Genomic DNA, 17,962 nt, shown 5'->3' with positions numbered 1-17,962 from the left:
GGCCCGCCTGATTCCGGTCGACTACGCGTCGCATTCGGTGGCGGTGCAGGATGTCGCGGAGCAGTTGCGCGCCGATCTGGCCGATGTGACGCCGCAGCCGGGCCACACCCGCCTCGTGTCGACGCTCACCGGGGACTGGGTGGACCCGGCGTCGATGACGGCGGACTACTGGTATGAGAACCTGCGGCAGACGGTGCAGTTCGACGCGGCGGTGCGGGTGGCCGTCGCCGCCGGGCACACCACGTTCGTGGAGATCTCCCCGCATCCGGTGCTGGCGATGCCGGTGACGGCGATCCTGGACGACGTCGGCGTGAGCGGGCACATGCTGGGCAGTCTGCGGCGGGGTGACGACGACGCGACGCGGCTGCTGACGAACCTGGCCACCGCCCACACGATCGGCCTGCCCGTCGACCTGACGGCCGTACTCGCCGAGACCGACACCGTCGCACTGCCCACGTACGCCTTCGACCACCAGCGGTACTGGGTCGAACCGCCGGTGCACCGGGCGCAGGACATCGCCTCCGCCGGCCTCCAGGACGCCGGGCACCCGCTGCTCAGCGCCGCGCTGACCTTCCCCGACAGCGAGCGGATGGTCTTCACCGGGCGGCTGTCGGTGCGTACCCACCCGTGGCTCGGCGAGCACCGGGTGATGGACAACATCCTGCTGCCCGGCACCGCCTTCGTCGAACTGGCCACGTACGCCGGTGAGCAGGCCGGCTGCCCGAGGGTGGAGGAGCTGACCCTGCTCGCCCCGCTCGTCCTGCCCGAACTCGGCGCGCTCCAGGTGCAGCTGACGGTCGGCGACCGGGACGACGACGGGCGGCGTACCGTCCAGCTCTACTCCCGGCCCTACCGGGACGGCTCGGACGAGATCCTCGCCGACGTCGCCTGGACCTGCCACGCCACCGGTCTGCTCGGCCCGCAGCCGGCCGACGCCGCGCCCGCCTTCGACCTAGGGGTCTGGCCGCCGCCCGGCGCGACACGCGTCGAGTCCGACGACTTCTACTCCGGTATCGAGGCGACCGTCTTCGGCTACGGACCGGCGTTCCGTGGCCTGCGCGCCGCGTGGACCCGCGACGACGAGGTCTTCGCCGAGGTCGAGCTGCCCGCCGACCACCACGCCACGGCCGGCCGCTTCGGCGTGCACCCGGCACTGCTGGACGGCGCGCTGCAGGCCATGTCGATCGGCGGCTTCCTCGGCCGGATGGGCGACGGCGCCGACGCCAGCGTGCCCCGTCTGCCGTTCGCCTGGACCGGGGTCTCCCTGCTCGCCGCCGGGGCCACCGCCCTGCGCGTACGCGTCGCCGCGGCCGGCGAGGTCGGCGTCTCCTTCCAGGTGGCCGACGCCACCGGCGCCCCGGTGCTGCACGTCGACTCGCTGATCATGCGCCGCGTCTCCGGGGACTCCCTCGGCGCGGCCCGCTCCGGCCGGCACGAGTCGCTGTTCCAGGTGGACTGGCCGGTGCTGCCGGTGCCAACCGGCCCCGTGCCGGCGGCCACCCGCTGGGTGGCGCTCGGCGACGACCTGGCGCTCAGCGCCGCCTGCGAGGCGGCCGGTGCCCGGGTGCGTACCGACGTCGGGCTCGACTCGCTGGGCGACCTGCTCGCCGGGGGTGAGCCGACGCCCGAGGCGGTGATCGTCCCGGTCGGCGACGCCGGGGACCCGACGGACCCGGAGCTCGCCGCACAGGCGCGGGCCACCACGCACCGTACGCTCGCCGCGTTGCGGACCTGGCTCGCCGACGACCGGTTCGCCGACTCGCGGCTGGTGCTCGTCACCCGGAACGCAGTCGCGGCAGGGGAGCAGGAGCCGGTGAACCTGCGCCAGGCCCCCGTCTGGGGCCTGCTGCGCACCGCCCAGCTCGAACACCCGGGCCGGTGCCAGCTCGTCGACCTCGACGACGCCCCGGACAGCGCCGCCGCGGTGGCCGCCGCCATCGCCTCCGGCGAGCCGCAGCTCGCCGTGCGCGACGGGCAGGTCCGCACGCCACGGCTCGGCCGGGTTCCGGCCGCCGTCGAGCCGCTGCCCGGCGGGATCGACCCGGCCGGCACCGTGCTGATCACCGGCGGCACCGGCGTGCTGGGCCGCATCCTGGCCCGCCACCTCGCCACCAGCCACGGCGTACGGCACCTGCTGCTGGCCGGGCGGCGCGGCGCGGCGGCCGAGGGGATCGGCGACCTGGTCACCGAACTCGCCGGCACCGGTACGGAGGTGGCCGTCGTGGCCTGCGACGCCGCCGACCCCGAGGCCCTGTCGGCGCTGCTGGCCGGGGTGCCCGCGGCGCACCCGCTCACCGCCGTGGTGCACGCCGCCGGCGTCCTCGACGACGGCGTGCTGGAGTCGATGACCCCCGACCGGGTGGACGCGGTCGCCGTGCCGAAGATCGACGCCGCCTGGCACCTGCACCGCCTCACGGCCGACGCGAACCTCGCGGCCTTCGTCCTGTTCTCCTCGGCGGCGGCCACGCTGGGCAGCGCCGGCCAGTCCAACTACGCGGCGTCGAACGCCTTCCTCGACGCCCTCGCGGCGCACCGCCGGGCACGTGGGCTCGCCGGCAACTCGCTCGCCTGGGGCCTGTGGGAGCAGGCCAGCGGCATGACGGGTCACCTCGGCGACGACGACGTGCGACGGATGGCCGAGCAGGGCGCCACCGGCCTGGCCACCGAGCAGGCGCTGAATCTCTTCGACGCCGCGTGGCGGCTCGACGCGGCGGCCGTCCTGCCGATGCGCCTGGACGTCGGGACGCTGCGCGGGCAGGCGGAGGGCGGCACCCTCGCGCCCATCCTCCGGGCCATGGTCCGGGTGCCGCTGCGGCGCTCCGTGGACGCCACCGGTGCCCGCTCCGGCGGGGTCCAACTCGGCCAGCGGCTCGCCGGACTGGCCGCCCCGGAGCGGCTCAAGGTGGTGCTCGACGTGGTACGGGCGAACATCGCCGCCGTCCTCGGCCACGCCGGCCCTGACGCGGTCGACCCGAACCGGCTCTTCACCGACCTGGGATTCGACTCACTCACCGCCGTCGACCTGCGCAACCGGCTCAACAACCTGTCCGGCCTGCGGCTGCCGGCGACGCTCGTCTTCGACTACCCGACGCCGACGGCGCTCGCCGAGAAGCTGACAAGCGAGATCGCCGCCGACGCGGCGCCCTCCACCCAACCGCTCTTCCAGGGCATCGACACGGTGGAGAGCCTGCTCACCGCCATCCCGCTCGACCCGGCGGCCCGCGCCCGGTTCACCGCCCGGATGCAGGACCTGCTCGCCAAGGCGTCCGACCTTGCGGCCGGGCCCTCCGTCGAACCGGACCGGCCAGACCTCGACTCGGCCAGCGACGACGAGATCTTCGACTTCATCAGCAAAGAGTTTGGAATCTCCTGAGATGACCAACCTTCGGATCGAGGCAGGGGCCACCCGATGAGCGACGACAAGCTGCGGTACTTCCTCAAGCGGGTGACCGCAGACCTGCACGACACCAAGCGCAAGCTGCAGACCGTCGAGGCCCGGGATCAGGAGCCGCTGGCCATCGTCTCCATGAGCTGCCGCTTCCCCGGTGGCGTCCGGTCGCCGGAGGACCTGTGGGAGCTCGTCGCCGACGGCCGGGACGCGCTCACCGAGTTCCCCGACGACCGGGGGTGGGACCTGGAGGCGCTCTACGACCCCGATCCCAACAAGCCGGGTAAGAGCTACACCCGCATCGGTGGGTTCCTCGACGGTGCCGGCGACTTCGACCCGTCCCTCTTCGGCATCTCGCCGCGTGAGGCCCTCGCCATGGACCCGCAGCAGCGGTTGTTGCTGGAGACGTCCTGGGAGGCCGTCGAGCGGGCCGGCATCGACCCGCTGTCGCTGCGCGGCAGCTCCACCGGTGTCTTCGTCGGGCTGAGCACCTCGAACTACGGCATGGGTCTGCCGCACGTGCCCGAGGGCGTCGACATGTACATCGGCACCGGCAACACCACAAGCGTCGCGTCCGGCCGGATCTCGTTCACCCTCGGCCTCAACGGCCCGGCCGTCACCGTGGACACCGCCTGCTCCTCCTCGCTGGTGGCCCTGCACCTCGCCGTGAACGCGCTGCGCCGCGGCGAGTGCGACCTGGCCATCGCCGGTGGCGTCACCGTCATGGTCACCCCCGGCGTGTTCGTCGTCTTCTCCCGGCAGCGCGGCATGTCCGTCGACGGCCGGTGCAGGGCCTTCGCGGCCGGCGCGGACGGCACCGGCTGGGGCGAGGGCGGCGGCGTGCTCGTCGTGGAGCGGCTGGCCGACGCCGAACGCAACGGCCACCCGGTCCTCGCCGTGATCCGGGGCAGCGCCCTCAACCAGGACGGCGCCTCCAACGGGCTCACCGCCCCCAACGGCCCCTCCCAGCAGCGGGTCATCCGCCAGGCCCTCGCCAACGCCCGGCTCTCCACCGCCGACGTCGACATGGTCGAGGCGCACGGCACCGGCACTACCCTCGGCGACCCGATCGAGGCGCAGGCGCTCATCGCCACGTACGGGCAGGACCGCCCGGCGGACCGGCCGCTGTGGCTGGGCTCGGTGAAGTCGAACATCGGCCACACCCAGAGCGCCGCCGGCGTCGCAGGTCTGGTCAAGATGGTGATGGCGCTGCGCAACGGCGTCATGCCGGAGACCCTGCACATCGACGAGCCGTCCCCGCACGTGGACTGGACGTCCGGGGCGGTCTCCCTGCTCACCGAGTCCAAGCCGTGGCCGGAGCTGGACCGCCCCCGCCGCGGCGGCGTCTCCTCCTTCGGGGTCAGCGGCACCAACGCCCACGTCATCCTCGAGGAGTACCGCCCGCGCGTCGCCGAGGCGGCGACCGTCGACGGCGAGCAGGCGGACGGGACCGGCGCCGTCGAGCCCGCGCGCCGGCCGGACCTGGTCGCCTCGGACGTGACCCTCTGGCCGGTGTCGGCCCGGTCGAGGACCGCCCTGGGCGGGCAGGCGGCCCGGCTCGCGGACTTCCTGCGCAGACGCGGCGAGATCGATCCGGCGGCGGTCGGCTGGTCGCTGGCCACCACCCGCTCGACGTTCGACCACCGTGCCGCCGTCGTCGGGTCGACCGCCGACGAGCTGCTGGCCGGGCTGGACGCCCTCGCCGCCGGCCAGCCGGCAGGGAACCTCGTCAGCGGTACGGTCACCAGCGCCGGCGCAGGTCCCGTCTTCGTGTTCCCGGGTCAGGGGGCGCAGTCGGCGCGGATGGCGGCCGGGCTCGTCGGTCGTACGCCGGTGTTCGACGCGAAGCTGGCCGAGTGCCAGCGGGCCCTGGCGCCGTACCTCGACGTGGACCTCGTCGGGGTGTTGACCGGTGACGACGAGTCGTGGCTGGAGCGGGTCGAGGTCGTGCAGCCCGTGCTGTGGGCCGTCGGCATCGCCCTGGCGGCCGTGTGGCGCGCGGCGGGCGTCGTCCCGGACGCGGTGATCGGTCACTCGCAGGGCGAGATCGGCGCGGCCTGTGTCGCCGGGATCCTGAGCCTGGAGGACGCTGCGAGGGCAGTGGCGTTGCGGTCGCGGGCGCTGACGGTGCTGCGGGGGACCGGGACGATGGCGTCGATCGACCTGTCGGCCGACGCGGTTGCCGAGCGCCTGGGGGAGTTCCCGGGTGTCGGTGTCGCGGCCGTCAACGGGCCGTCCACCGTCGTGGTGTCCGGCCCGCCGCAGCCCGTGGCCGACCTCGTGCAGGCGTGCCAGGCGCAGGGCGTCCGCGCCCGGCTGATCCCCGTGGACTACGCGTCGCACTCCGAGGCCGTGCAGCAGGTGGCCGAGCAGCTTCGCGCGGACCTGGCCGGCGTCACCCCGCGGGCCGGCCACACCCGGCTGGTCTCCACCCTCACGGGCGAGTGGGCTGACCCGCTCACCATGACCGCTGACTACTGGTACGACAATCTGCGGCAGACTATGCTCTTCGACGCGGCCGTGCGGACGGCTGTGGCTGCCGGGTACACCACGTTCGTCGAGATCAGTCCGCATCCGGTGCTGGCGATGCCGGTGACCGCGATTCTTGACGACGCCGGTGTGAGTGGGCACACCATCGGTAGTCTGCGTCGTGGTGACGACGACGTGACCCGGTTGCTGACCAACCTGGCCACCGCGTACACCGTCGGCCTGCCCGTCGACCTGACGAAGGTGCTCCCGGCCGCGGCCACCGTCGACCTGCCCACCTACGCCTTCGACCACCACCGGTACTGGCTCGACGGCAGCGGCGGGCCCGACCTGGAGAGCCTGCTGTCGGGCATGAGCGGCGACCCGGGCGACGCGGGCTTCTGGGCCGCCGTCGAGAGCGGGGACGTCACGGCCCTCGCCGAGACCATCGCCACCGAGGAGACCCCGGCACACGAGGTCCTCGACGCGCTGCTGCCGGCCCTGCCGATGCTCGCCTCCTGGCGCCGGCAGCGGCGCCGGCAGGCCGACATCGACAGCTGGCGCTACCAGGACACCTGGAAGCCGCTGACCGGCGTCGCCAACCGGGGCATGGACGGCACCTGGGTCGTGGTCCTGCCGACCGGCGACATCATCGAGCCATGGCAGGACACCTGCGTCGAGGCGTTCGCGGCGGCCGGCGCGACCCTCGTCCCGGTGGCCGTGTCCACGCCCGACGTCGACCGCGACCAGTTCGGGAAGCTGCTGCGGGAGGCGCTGGCCGCCGCACCGGGCGGCGACGCCACCGCCGAGGTCGCCGGCGTGGTCTCGCTGCTCGCCTTCGACGAACTGGCCCACCCGCTGCACCCCTCCGTGCCCGGCGGCTTCGCCGCCACCGTCGCGCTCTTCCAGGCCCTCGGCGACATCGGCCTGCGCGCGCCGATGTGGAGCGTCACCTCCGGCGCCGCGTCCGTCGGTATGGCCGACCTGCTGCGCTCCCCGGTGCAGTCGCTGGTCTGGGGCTTCGGCCGGGTCGCCGCGCTGGAGCACCCGCAGCGCTGGGGCGGGCTCGTGGACCTGCCCGAGGCCGTCGAGGACCGCTGCGCCGACCTGCTCGTCGCGGCCCTCACCACCGCCGGGGACGAGGACCAGATCGCGGTACGGCCGACTGGCCTGCTCGCCCGCCGGCTCACCCGCGTCCCGCTCGGCGACAGCCAGCCCGCCAACCCGTGGCAGCCGTACGGCACGGCGCTCGTCACCGGCGGCACCGGCGCGCTCGGTGGGCACGCCGCCCGCTGGCTGGCCCGCAGCGGTGTGGAGAACATCGTCGTCGTCAGCCGCCGGGGCATGGCCGCACCCGGTGCGCAGCAGCTCGTCGACGACCTCACCGCGCTGGGCGCCCAGGCCGTCGTGGCCGAGTGCGACGCCTCCGACCGCGAAGCCCTGGCCGAGCTGATCGACCAGATCCCCGCCGAGTACCCGCTCACCGTGGTCGTGCACGCCTCCGCCGTCCTCGACGACGCCATGATCAACGACATCCGGCCCGAGCAGATCGAACGGGTGCTGCAGGCCAAGGTCGACGTCGCGTACAACCTGCACGAGCTGACCCTCGACCACGAGCTGTCCGCGTTCGTCATGTTCTCGTCCTTCGCCGGCAGCGTGGCCAGCTCCGGCGTCGGCAACTACGCCCCGAGCAACGCGTTCCTCGACGCGCTCGCCCAGCACCGTCGCGGCCTCGGCCTCACCGCCACCTCCATCGCCTGGGGGGCGTGGGCTGGCGGCGGTATGGCCGACGGGCCGCTCGGCGATCTGCTGCACCGCCACGGTGTACCCGAGATGACCCCGGAGGCGGCGATCACCGCGCTGCACCAGGCCGTGGACCACGGCGAGGCGTTCCTCACCATCGCCGACATCGCCTGGGAACGGTTCTCCGTCGCGTTCACCGCCACCCGGCCCGGTCCGCTGATCAGCGACCTGCCGGACGTCCGGCGGCTCGCCGCCGCCGAGGCGGTGGCCAGTGTGGAGGTCGGCGACGGCCCGGAGTCGTTGCGGGACCGGCTCGCCGGGCTGCCCGCCACCGAGCGGTTCGCCGTGCTGCTCGGCCTGGTCCGTAGCCAGGTCGCCGCCGTGCTCAACTACCCGTCCGCCGAGTCGGTGGACGAGCATCGGGCGTTCCGGGAGCTGGGCTTCGACTCCGTCACCGCCGTCGAGCTGCGTAACCGGCTCGGCTCGGCCACCGCCGTGGCGCTCCCGGTCACCCTGGTCTTCGACTACCCGACCCCGACGACCCTGGCGGAGTACCTCTACGCCGAGGTCGCCCATGACGACGTGGTCACCCCGAACGCGCTCCTCGACGATCTGGACCGGATCGCCGAGGGCCTCGACGTGGTCGCGCGGGACGAGGCGGCCCGGGTGCGGGCCACCGTACGCCTGCAGGCGATGCTCTCCCGGCTCGGCCAGGACAGCGGCGGCGCCGACATCGGCCGGCATCTCGACGACGCCACCGACGACGAACTGTTCGCGATGGTGGACAAGGACCTCGGCATCTCCTGACCCCAGCTCCAGCTCTCTCCCGTCTCTTTCGAGGAAGCGGCACTCCGATGGCCAATGAAGACAAGCTCCGCGATTACCTCAAGCGGGTCATGGCTGATCTCCACGACACCCGCCGCCGACTCAGCGAGGCCCAGTCCCAGGAACTGGAGCCGGTGGCGATCGTGGCGATGAGCTGCCGGTTGCCGGGCGGGGTGCGCAACCCCGACGACCTGTGGGAGCTGTTGCGGGAGGGCCGGGACGCCGTCGCGCCCTTCCCCGACGACCGGGGCTGGGATCTGGAGCGCCTCTACCACCCCGACCCCGACCACCCGGGCACCTCGTACGCCCGGGAGGGCGGGTTCGTCGACGGGGCCGGCGACTTCGACTCCGCCTTCTTCGGCATCTCGCCCCGCGAGGCGCTGACCATGGACCCCCAGCAGCGGCTGCTGCTGGAGACCTCCTGGGAGGCGGTAGAGGCCGCCGGCATCGATCCCGCCTCGCTGCGCGGCAGCCGGACCGGGGTGTTCGTCGGCACCAACGGGCAGGACTACGGCACCCTGCTGATGATGTCGCCCGACGGCGACGAGGGGCACTCGATGACCGGGGGCGCGGCGGCCGTCGCGTCGGGCCGGGTGTCGTACGCCCTCGGGCTCGAAGGACCGGCCGTCTCCATCGACACGGCCTGCTCGTCGTCTCTGGTGGCGCTGCACCTCGCCGTGCAGGCGCTGCGGGCGAGGGAGTGCGACCTGGCGCTGGCCGGCGGGGTGACGGTGATGGCCACTCCGGGCCTCTACATCGGATCCAGCCGGCAGCGCGCACTCTCCACCGACGGGCGGTGCCGGTCGTTCGCCGCCGCCGCCGACGGCGCCGGGTTCTCCGAGGGGGTCGGCTGGCTGCTGGTCGAGCGGCTGTCGGACGCCCGCCGCAACGGCCACCGTGTCCTGGCGGTGGTACGCGGCACGGCCGTCAACCAGGACGGCGCGTCGAACGGGCTGACCGCGCCCAACGGGCCGGCGCAGCAGCGGGTCATCAGCCAGGCCCTCACCTCCGCCCGGCTCTCCACCGCCGACGTCGACGTCGTGGAGGCGCACGGCACCGGCACCAAGCTGGGCGACCCGATCGAGGCGCAGGCGCTCATCGCCACGTACGGGCAGGACCGTGGCGAGGCCCCGCCACTGCTGCTCGGCTCGGTGAAGTCGAACATCGGCCATGCCCAGGCCGCCGCGGGCGTGGCCGGCGTGATCAAGCTGGTGCTCGCCATCCGGCACGGCCTCGTGCCGGCGACGCTGCACGTCGACGCGCCGTCTCCGCACGTCGACTGGGCGGCCGGCGCGGTGGAACTGGCCACGGAGGCACGCCCGTGGCCCGAGACGGGCCGGGTACGCCGGGGCGCCGTCTCCTCGTTCGGCATCTCCGGCACCAACGCCCACGTGATCATCGAGCAGCCGACCGAGCCGGTCGAGTCGGGTGTTGTCGAGTCCGTGTCCGGGTCCGGTCTGGTCGCTTCGGATGTGGTTGTCTGGCCGGTGTCGGCGCGGTCGAGGGCTGCGTTGGCTGGGCAGGTTGTCCGGCTCGCGGGGCACGTGCGTGAGCGGGGTGAGGTCGATCCGGTGGCGGTGGGGTGGTCGTTGGCGACCACCCGGTCGGCGTTCGATCATCGGGTGGTCGTCGTCGGGTCGTCGGCTGAGGGGTTGCTCGCTGGGCTGGACGCTTTCGCTGCCGGTGAGCCGGCGGGGAATGTGGTCGCGGGGGCGGCGTCGGGTCCGGGTGCGGGTCCGGTTTTCGTGTTTCCGGGTCAGGGTGCGCAGTCGGTGCGGATGGCGGCGGGCCTGGTGGGTCGTGTGCCGGTGTTCGACGAGTGTTTGGCCGAGTGCCGGCGGGCTTTGGCGCCGTATCTCGATGTGGATCTCGTGTCGGTGCTCACGGGTGAGGACGAGTCGTGGCTGGAGCGGGTCGAGGTCGTGCAGCCGGTGCTGTGGGCCGTCGGTGTCGCTCTGGCGGCTGTGTGGCGCGCGGCGGGTGTGGTGCCGGAGGTGGTGATCGGCCATTCGCAGGGTGAGATCGGTGCGGCGTGTGTGGCGGGCATTCTGAGTCTGGAGGATGCGGCGAGGACGGTGGCGCTGCGTTCGCGTGCTCTGGCCGTGCTGCGTGGTACGGGGACGATGGCGTCGGTGGACCTGCCGGTCGACGCGGTGGCCGAGCGGCTGCCCGCGTTTGCGGGTGTCGGGGTCGCGGCGGTCAACGGTCCGTCCACCGTCGTGGTGTCCGGTCCGCCGGAGCGTGTCGCCGGCCTTGTGCAGGCGTGCCGGGCCGAGGGTGTCCGTGCCCGGTTGATCCCGGTGGACTACGCGTCGCATTCACCCGCGGTGCAGGAGGTCGCCGAGCAGCTTCGCGCGGATCTGGCCGGTGTCAGTCCGCGGGCCGGCCACACCCGGCTCGTGTCCACTCTCACCGGGGACTGGGTCGACCCGGCGGTGATGACCGCTGACTACTGGTACGACAATCTGCGGCAGACCGTGCTCTTCGACGCGGCCGTGCGGACGGCTGTGGCCGCCGGGTACACCACGTTCGTCGAGATCAGTCCGCATCCGGTGCTGGCGATGCCGGTGACTGCGATTCTTGACGACGCCGGTGTGAGTGGGCACACCATCGGTAGTCTGCGTCGTGGTGACGACGACGTGACCCGGTTGCTGACCAACCTGGCCACCGCGTACACCGTCGGCCTGCCCGTCGACCTGACGAAGGTGCTCCCGGCCGCGGCGACCGTCGACCTGCCCACCTACGCCTTCGACCACCACCGGTACTGGCCCGCGCCGCCGCTCTTCCTCGCCGCGGCCGACGCCGCCCCGGACATCGACCGCTGGCGCTACCGGGTCACCTGGCGAGCCCTGCCCGACCTGCCGCTGACCTGGCTCGCCGGCACCTGGCTCGTGCCGGTGCCCGCGGCGCTGGAAGACGACCCGCTGGTCACCGACGTGCTGTCGGCCCTCGGCAACTTCGGCGCGGACGTCGTCCCGGTGGAGCTGGACGCCACCGGCGATCCGGCGGCGCTGGCCGAGCGGCTCAGCGCCGCGCTCGCCGGCCCCGGCGGACCCGTCGCCGTGCTCTCGCTGCTGGGCCTGGACGAGCGGGCGCACCCGGAGCACCCGGCCACCTCGCTGGCCGTCTCGGGCACCGCCCTGCTGGTGCAGGCGCTCGGGCTGCTCGGCGTCGAGGCGCCGCTGTGGTGCGCCACCCGGGGAGCCGTCGTGGCCTGCGCCGACGACCCGGCGCCACGCCCCGCCGCCGCCTCCGTCTGGGGGCTCGGCCGCGCCGTCGCCCTGGAACACCCCGCCCGCTGGGGCGGCCTGCTCGACCTGCCCGACGTGCTCGACGCGCAGGCCGGCGCGCTGCTCTGCGCGGCGCTCGGCGCCAGCGGTGGCGAAGACGCCTTCGGCGACGACGGCGCGGAGCAGTCCGGTCGGGGCGAGGACCAGCTCGCCGTCCGCGCCTCCGGCGTCTTCGTCCGCCGCCTCACCCGGATCACCGAACCCGAGCCGGCCGCCTCCGGCGACGCGGACGACACCTGGCGGATGCGCGGCACCGTGTTGATCACCGGTGGCACCGGCGGACTGGGCGGGCATCTGGCCCGCTGGGCGGGCCGCTCCGGCGCCGCGCACGTCCTGCTGGCCAGCCGGCGCGGCCCGGACGCCCCGGGCGCCGCCGAGCTGGAGGCGGAGCTGACCGACCTCGGCGTACGGGTCACAGTGGCCCGCTGCGACGTCGCCGACCGGGCACAGGTGGCCGATCTGCTCGCCGCCGTCCCCGCCGACGCCCCGCTGAGCGCCGTGCTGCACACCGCCGCCGTCCTCGACGACGGCATCGTCGACACCGTCACCGCGCAGCGCCTGCACACAGTCGCCGCGTCGAAGTGCGTCGCCGCGCTGCACCTGGACGAGTTGACCCGCGACCTCGACCTGGACGCCTTCGTGCTCTTCTCCTCGGTGGCCGGCACCACCGGCAACGCCGGGCAGGGCGCGTACGGGGCGGCCAACGCCTTCCTCGACGCCCTCGCCGAGCGGCGCCGGGCCGAGGGACTGCCCGCCCTCTCGGTGGCCTGGGGTGCCTGGCGCGGGGCCGGCCTGCCCGCCGAGAACGAGCGCGCCCAGGAGCGGCTGCGCCGGGGCGGCATGATCGGCATGGACCCGGAACTGGCCGTCGAGGCCCTTGCCCGGGCGCTGCGCCGCGACGAGCCCACCACAGTCGTCGCCGACATCGACTGGGCCCGTTTCGCCCCCGCGTTCACCCTGGTGCGGCCCAGCCCGCTGATCGGCGACCTCGCCGAGGCCCAGGAGGCGACGCAGCCGGCCGGGCAGGAGGCCGCCGAGGAGGAGACGGACGTACCGTCGGCCCTCGCCCGGCGGCTCGCCGCGCTCGCGCCGGGGGAGCGCGCCGCGACACTGCTGGAGCTGGTGCGGCAGTGCGCGGCGACGGCCCTCGGCTACGGGGCCGCCGACGACATCCCGGCCACCCAGCCCTTCCGCGACCTCGGCCTGGATTCGCTGACGGCAGTCGACATGCGCAACTTCTTGGCCGCCGCCACCGACCTGCGGCTGCCCGCGACGCTCGCCTTCGACTATCCGAACCCGACGGTGCTCGCCGCGCACCTCGGCGAACTGCTCACCGGGATCGTGCCCGACGTGTCCACCCCCGCCCCGGCCACCGCGGCCGAGGACGACGACCCGATCGCCATCGTGGCGATGAGCTGCCGCCTGCCGGGTGGGGCGGACACCCCGGAGCAGCTGTGGCAGCTCCTCGCCTCCGGCGGCGACGCCATCGGGGAGTTCCCCACCGACCGGGGCTGGGACCTGGACCGGCTCTTCGACTCCGACCCGGACAAGGAGGGCACCAGCTACGCCCGGGAGGGTGGCTTCGTCACCGGCGCCACCGACTTCGACGCCGGCTTCTTCGGCATCAGCCCCCGCGAGGCCCTCGCCATGGACCCGCAGCAGCGACTGCTGCTGGAGGCGTCCTGGGAGGCGATCGAGCGGGCCGGGATCGACCCGCACACGCTGCGCGGCAGCGCCACCGGCGTCTTCGTCGGCACCAACTACCAGGACTACCGCAACCTGATGTTCAGCGCCGAGGGCGCCGAGGGGCACCTGATGACCGGCAATGCCGGCAGCGTCCTCTCGGGCCGGGTGTCGTACACCCTCGGGCTGGAGGGGCCCGCCGTCTCGGTGGACACCGCCTGCTCGTCGTCGCTGGTCGCGCTGCACTGGGCCTGCCAGGCGCTGCGCCGCTCGGAGTGCTCCCTCGCCCTGGTCGGCGGCGTCACCGTCATGTCCACCCCCGGGGTGTTCGTCGGCTTCAGCCGGCAGCGGGGCCTCGCCCCGGACAGCCGGGTCAAGGCGTTCGCCTCCGCCGCCGACGGCACCGGCTGGGGCGAGGGCCTCGGCCTGCTGCTCGTCGAGCGGCTCTCCGACGCCCGCCGCAACGGTCACCCGGTGCTCGCGGTCATCCGGGGCAGCGCCGTCAATCAGGACGGCGCTTCCAACGGCCTCACCGCCCCGAACGGGCCGTCGCAGCAGCGGGTGATCCGGCAGGCGCTCGCCAACGCCGGCCTCGCCCCGGCCGACGTGGACGCCGTCGAGGCGCACGGCACCGGCACGAAGCTCGGCGACCCGATCGAGGCGCAGGCCCTGCTCGCCACGTACGGCCGGGAGCGGCCCGCCGAGCAGCCGCTCTGGCTCGGCTCGATCAAGTCGAACATCGGTCACACCCAGGCCGCCGCCGGTGTCGCCGGGATCATCAAGATGGTGCTGGCGCTGCGGCACGGCTACCTGCCGCAGACCCTGCACGTCGACGAGCCGACCGACCAGGTGGACTGGAGCGTCGGCGCGGTCGAGCTGCTCGGCGAGGGCCGCCCCTGGCCGGTCACCGACCACCCGCGCCGCGCCGCCGTCTCCTCGTTCGGCATCAGCGGCACCAACGCGCACACCATCCTGGAGCAGGCCCCGGAGCCGGTCGAAGCCGAGCAGCCGACGGGTGACCCGGCGCGGCTGCCGGTGGTGCCGGTGCTGCTGTCGGGCCGTTCGGCGTCCGCGCTGGCCGCCCAGGCGCAGCGCTGGTCCGAGCAGCTCACCGGGCTGGAGGCGCCACGTACGGTCGACGTCGGCTGGTCGTCGGCCGTCGCCCGGGCCGCCCTGGAGCACCGGGCCGTCGTGCTGGCCACCGACCGGATCGCGCTGGATGCCGGGCTGCGCGCCCTCGGCACCGGCAAGGACGCGCCGCTGGTGGTCACCGGCGTGGCGGTGCCCCGGCCGAAGGTGGCGTACCTGTTCTCGGGGCAGGGCGCCCAGCGGGCCGGGATGGGTCGCGAGCTGGCCGAGGCGTTCCCCGTCTTCGCCGCCGCCCTGGACGAGGCCTGCGCCGCCCTCGAAGCGCACCTGCCCCGCCCGCTCAAGCCACTGCTCTTCGCCGAGCCCGACACGCCCGAGGCCGAGGCGCTGGACCGCACCGAATTCACCCAGCCGGCGTTGTTCGCCGTGGAGGTGGCGCTGTTCCGGCTGTTCGAGGCGTGGGGGGTCCGTCCCGACGCCGTCGCCGGGCACTCGATCGGCGAGATCGCCGCCGCCCACGCCGCAGGCGTGCTCTCCCTGGCCGACGCCGCCGAGCTGGTCGCCGCCCGGGGCCGGCTGATGCAGGCGCTACCGGCCGGCGGGGCGATGCTCGCCGTCGCCGCCACCGAGGCCGAGGTGACCGCCACGCTCGGCGAGCGGGCCGACCGGGTCTCCGTCGCCGCCGTCAACGGCCCCTCCGCCGTCGTGGTGTCCGGGGCCGGCGACGCCGTCGAGGAACTGGCCTCCGAGTGGGCCGGCCGGGGCGTCCGGGTCCGGCGCCTGACGGTCAGCCACGCGTTCCACAGTCCGCTGATGAATCCGGTGCTCGACGACCTCGCCGCCGTCGCCGGACGGCTGCGGTACGCGGCTCCGAGCATCCCGATGGTCTCCACCGTCACCGGCGCGCCGGTCGACGCGGCGGAGATCGGCACGCCCGACTACTGGGTGCGCCACGCCCGCGAGGCGGTGCGCTTCGCCGACGCCGTCGTGGCACTGCGCGAGCGCAACGTCACCGGCTACGTCGAGATCGGCCCGGACGGGGTGCTCACCGCCCTCGCCCAGGCCGTCCTGGCCGAGGCCCCGGCCGGCGGCCGGGCCCCACTGGTGGTGCCCGCCCTGCGCCGGGACCGCGCCGAGCCGACCACCCTGCTGCGCGCGCTCGCCGCGCTGCACACCCACGGCGTCTCCCCGGACTGGTCCGTCCTCTACGCCGGCACCGGCGCCCAGCGGGTCGAGCTGCCCACCTACGCGTTCGACCGGCAGCGCTACTGGCCGGAGCCGCCGCCCTGGGCCGCCCTCGTGGCCGCCGACGAGGCCACCGAGGTCGAGCGCCGCTTCTGGGCCGCGGTCGAGGCCGAGGACCTCGAGTCGCTGGCCCGCGACCTCGACGTGCACCGCGACCAGCCGTTCGGCACCGTGCTGCCCGCCCTGTCGGCGTGGCGCCGGCGCGGCCGGGAGCAGGCCCTGGTCGACGGCACCCGTTACCGGGTGGTCTGGGAGCCCATCGCGGAGACCCCGCAGGAGCAGGACCCCGGCCGGTGGCTGGTGCTGCTGCCCGCCGACCGGGCGGACGACCCCGACCTGCACTCCTGCACCTGGGCCCTGGGCGCCGAGGTGAGCATCGTGCCCGTGGACACCGCCGCCGACTCCGAGGAGCTGTGCGGCGGGTTCGCCGACGTGCTCACCGAGGCGCTCGGCGCGGGCGACGGGCCACTGTCGATCCTGTCCTTCCTCGGCCTGGACGACGCCCCGCACGCCGAGCACCCGGCGCTGCCGCGCGGCCTCGCCGCGACCGTGCACCTGCTCCAGCAGCTCGTCGACCTCGACGCCTCGGTCCGGCTCTGGTGCGTCACCCAGGGCGCCGTCGGCCTCGGCGACGGCGACGCCCCGGCCAACGCGCGGCAGGCGATGCTGTGGGGCCTGGGCCGGGTGGCCGCGCTGGAGCAGCCCGCCCGCTGGGCCGGGCTGGTCGACCTGCCCACCGACCTGGAGCCGTGGACGGCGATGCGTCTCGGCGGCATCCTCACCGGCGGCGGCGTGGAGGACCAGCTCGCAGTCCGCGAGTCCGGGGTGCTGGTGCGGCGGCTCGTACCGGCCACCACCGACGGGGAGCTCACGCCGTGGCAGCCCCGGGGCACGGTGCTGATCACCGGAGGCGCCGGCGCGCTCGGTGGGCACGTGGCCCGCTGGGTGGCCGCCGAGGGCGCGCAACGGGTGGTGCTGACCAGCCGGCGGGGGACCGACACCCCGGGCGCCGCCGAGCTGCTCTCCGAGCTGGCCGGGCTCGGCGTGGACTGCCGGGTGGTCCGCTGCGACGCCGCCGACCGCGCCGCCGTGGCCGACCTCCTGGCCGATCTCCGGCGGGAGGGGCCGCCGCTGCGCGCGGTGGTGCACGCCGCGGGGGTCAGCGAGGTGGTGCCGCTGGCCGACACCACCCTGGAGGACCTGGCGTACGTCATCGCCCCGAAGGTCAGCGGCGCCGAACACCTCGACGAGCTGCTCGGCGACGCCGAACTGGACGTGTTCGTGCTCTTCTCGTCCATCTCGGCGGTGTGGGGCAGCGGCGGACAGGGCGCGTACGCGGCCGGTAACGCCTACCTGGACGCGCTCGCCGAGCGGCGACGCGGCCGGGGCCTGGCGGCCACCTCCATCGCCTGGGGACCGTGGACCGAGTCGGGCATGTACACCGAGGGTGCGGCGGAGCAGCTGCGTCGCCGTGGCCTGCAGGTGATGCCACCCGGTGTGGCGATGGCCGGGCTGCGGCACGCCCTGGCGGCCGGCGACAGCTGCGTCACAGTCGCCGATGTCGACTGGGCCACCTTCCAGCCGCTGTTCACCTCGCTGCGGCCCAGTCCGCTGCTGGCCGACCTGCCGGCCGTACGCGGACTGGCCGCCACCCCCGCCGAGGCGCCGGACGCGGTCGCGCCCGGCTCCCGGGATCTGCTCGCCGGGCTGCGGGCGCTGCCCGACGACGAGCGGCGGGCCGCACTGCTGGAGATGGTGCGGGTCGACGCGGCGAAGGTGCTCGGCCACCCCTCCGCCGACGCGATCGAGACCGACCGGGGCTTCCTGGACCTCGGCTTCGACTCGCTCACGGCCGTGGAACTGCGCAACCTGCTCACCGCGGCGACCGGGCACGACCTGCCCACCACCGTCGTCTTCGACTACCCCACCCCGGACGGCCTGGCCGGCCACCTGTACGAGCAGCTCTTCGCTGACGGCGAGGGCGACGGCGGCGACGGCGGCGACGAGGAGTCGGTGCGCCGGGCCCTCGCCGCGATCCCGCTCGACGAGCTGCGGCAGGCGGGCCTGCTCGACCAGCTGCTCCAGCTGGCCCGTACGAGTGCCGGCACGCCGGCCGTGGCGCCCGCCGTCCCGGTCACGTCGCCCGCACCCGAGACCCAGATCCGCGAACTCGACGTCGCCGGCCTGGTCCGGATGGCCCTGGAAGGCTCCGACTCGTGACCCGGCCGGCCCT

General features: G+C 74.6%; 3 protein-coding genes. All 3 read left to right on the top strand.

All coding sequences use genetic code 11. From position 1 onward, the window contains the following. Positions 1–3,373 (top strand): SDR family NAD(P)-dependent oxidoreductase (locus tag FB454_RS30575; protein WP_145824003.1); only part of this gene is annotated, 3,373 nt, incomplete at its 5' end. 36 nt (positions 3,374–3,409) lie between these two features. Next, positions 3,410–8,404: a type I polyketide synthase gene (locus FB454_RS30570; RefSeq protein WP_145824002.1), complete on the top strand. Its 4,995-nt coding sequence runs from the start codon at positions 3,410–3,412 to the stop codon at positions 8,402–8,404. A 47-nt stretch (positions 8,405–8,451) separates the two neighbouring features. Continuing rightward, on the top strand, positions 8,452–17,949 hold the full coding sequence (locus FB454_RS30565) for a type I polyketide synthase (RefSeq protein WP_145824001.1): 9,498 nt from the start codon (positions 8,452–8,454) through the stop codon (positions 17,947–17,949). Positions 17,950–17,962 lie beyond the last annotated feature (13 nt).

Source organism: Micromonospora sp. CNZ297 (genome assembly GCF_007827625.1).
The sequence above is the reverse complement of the archived record's forward strand: the minus strand, read 5'-3'. Positions and strand labels throughout refer to the sequence as shown.

Coding starts and splice junctions, on each gene's coding strand:
- FB454_RS30565 (WP_145824001.1), top strand. CDS start 8,452: ATGGCCAATGAAGACAAGCTCCGCGATTACCTCAAGCGGGTCATGGCT.
- FB454_RS30570 (WP_145824002.1), top strand. CDS start 3,410: ATGAGCGACGACAAGCTGCGGTACTTCCTCAAGCGGGTGACCGCAGAC.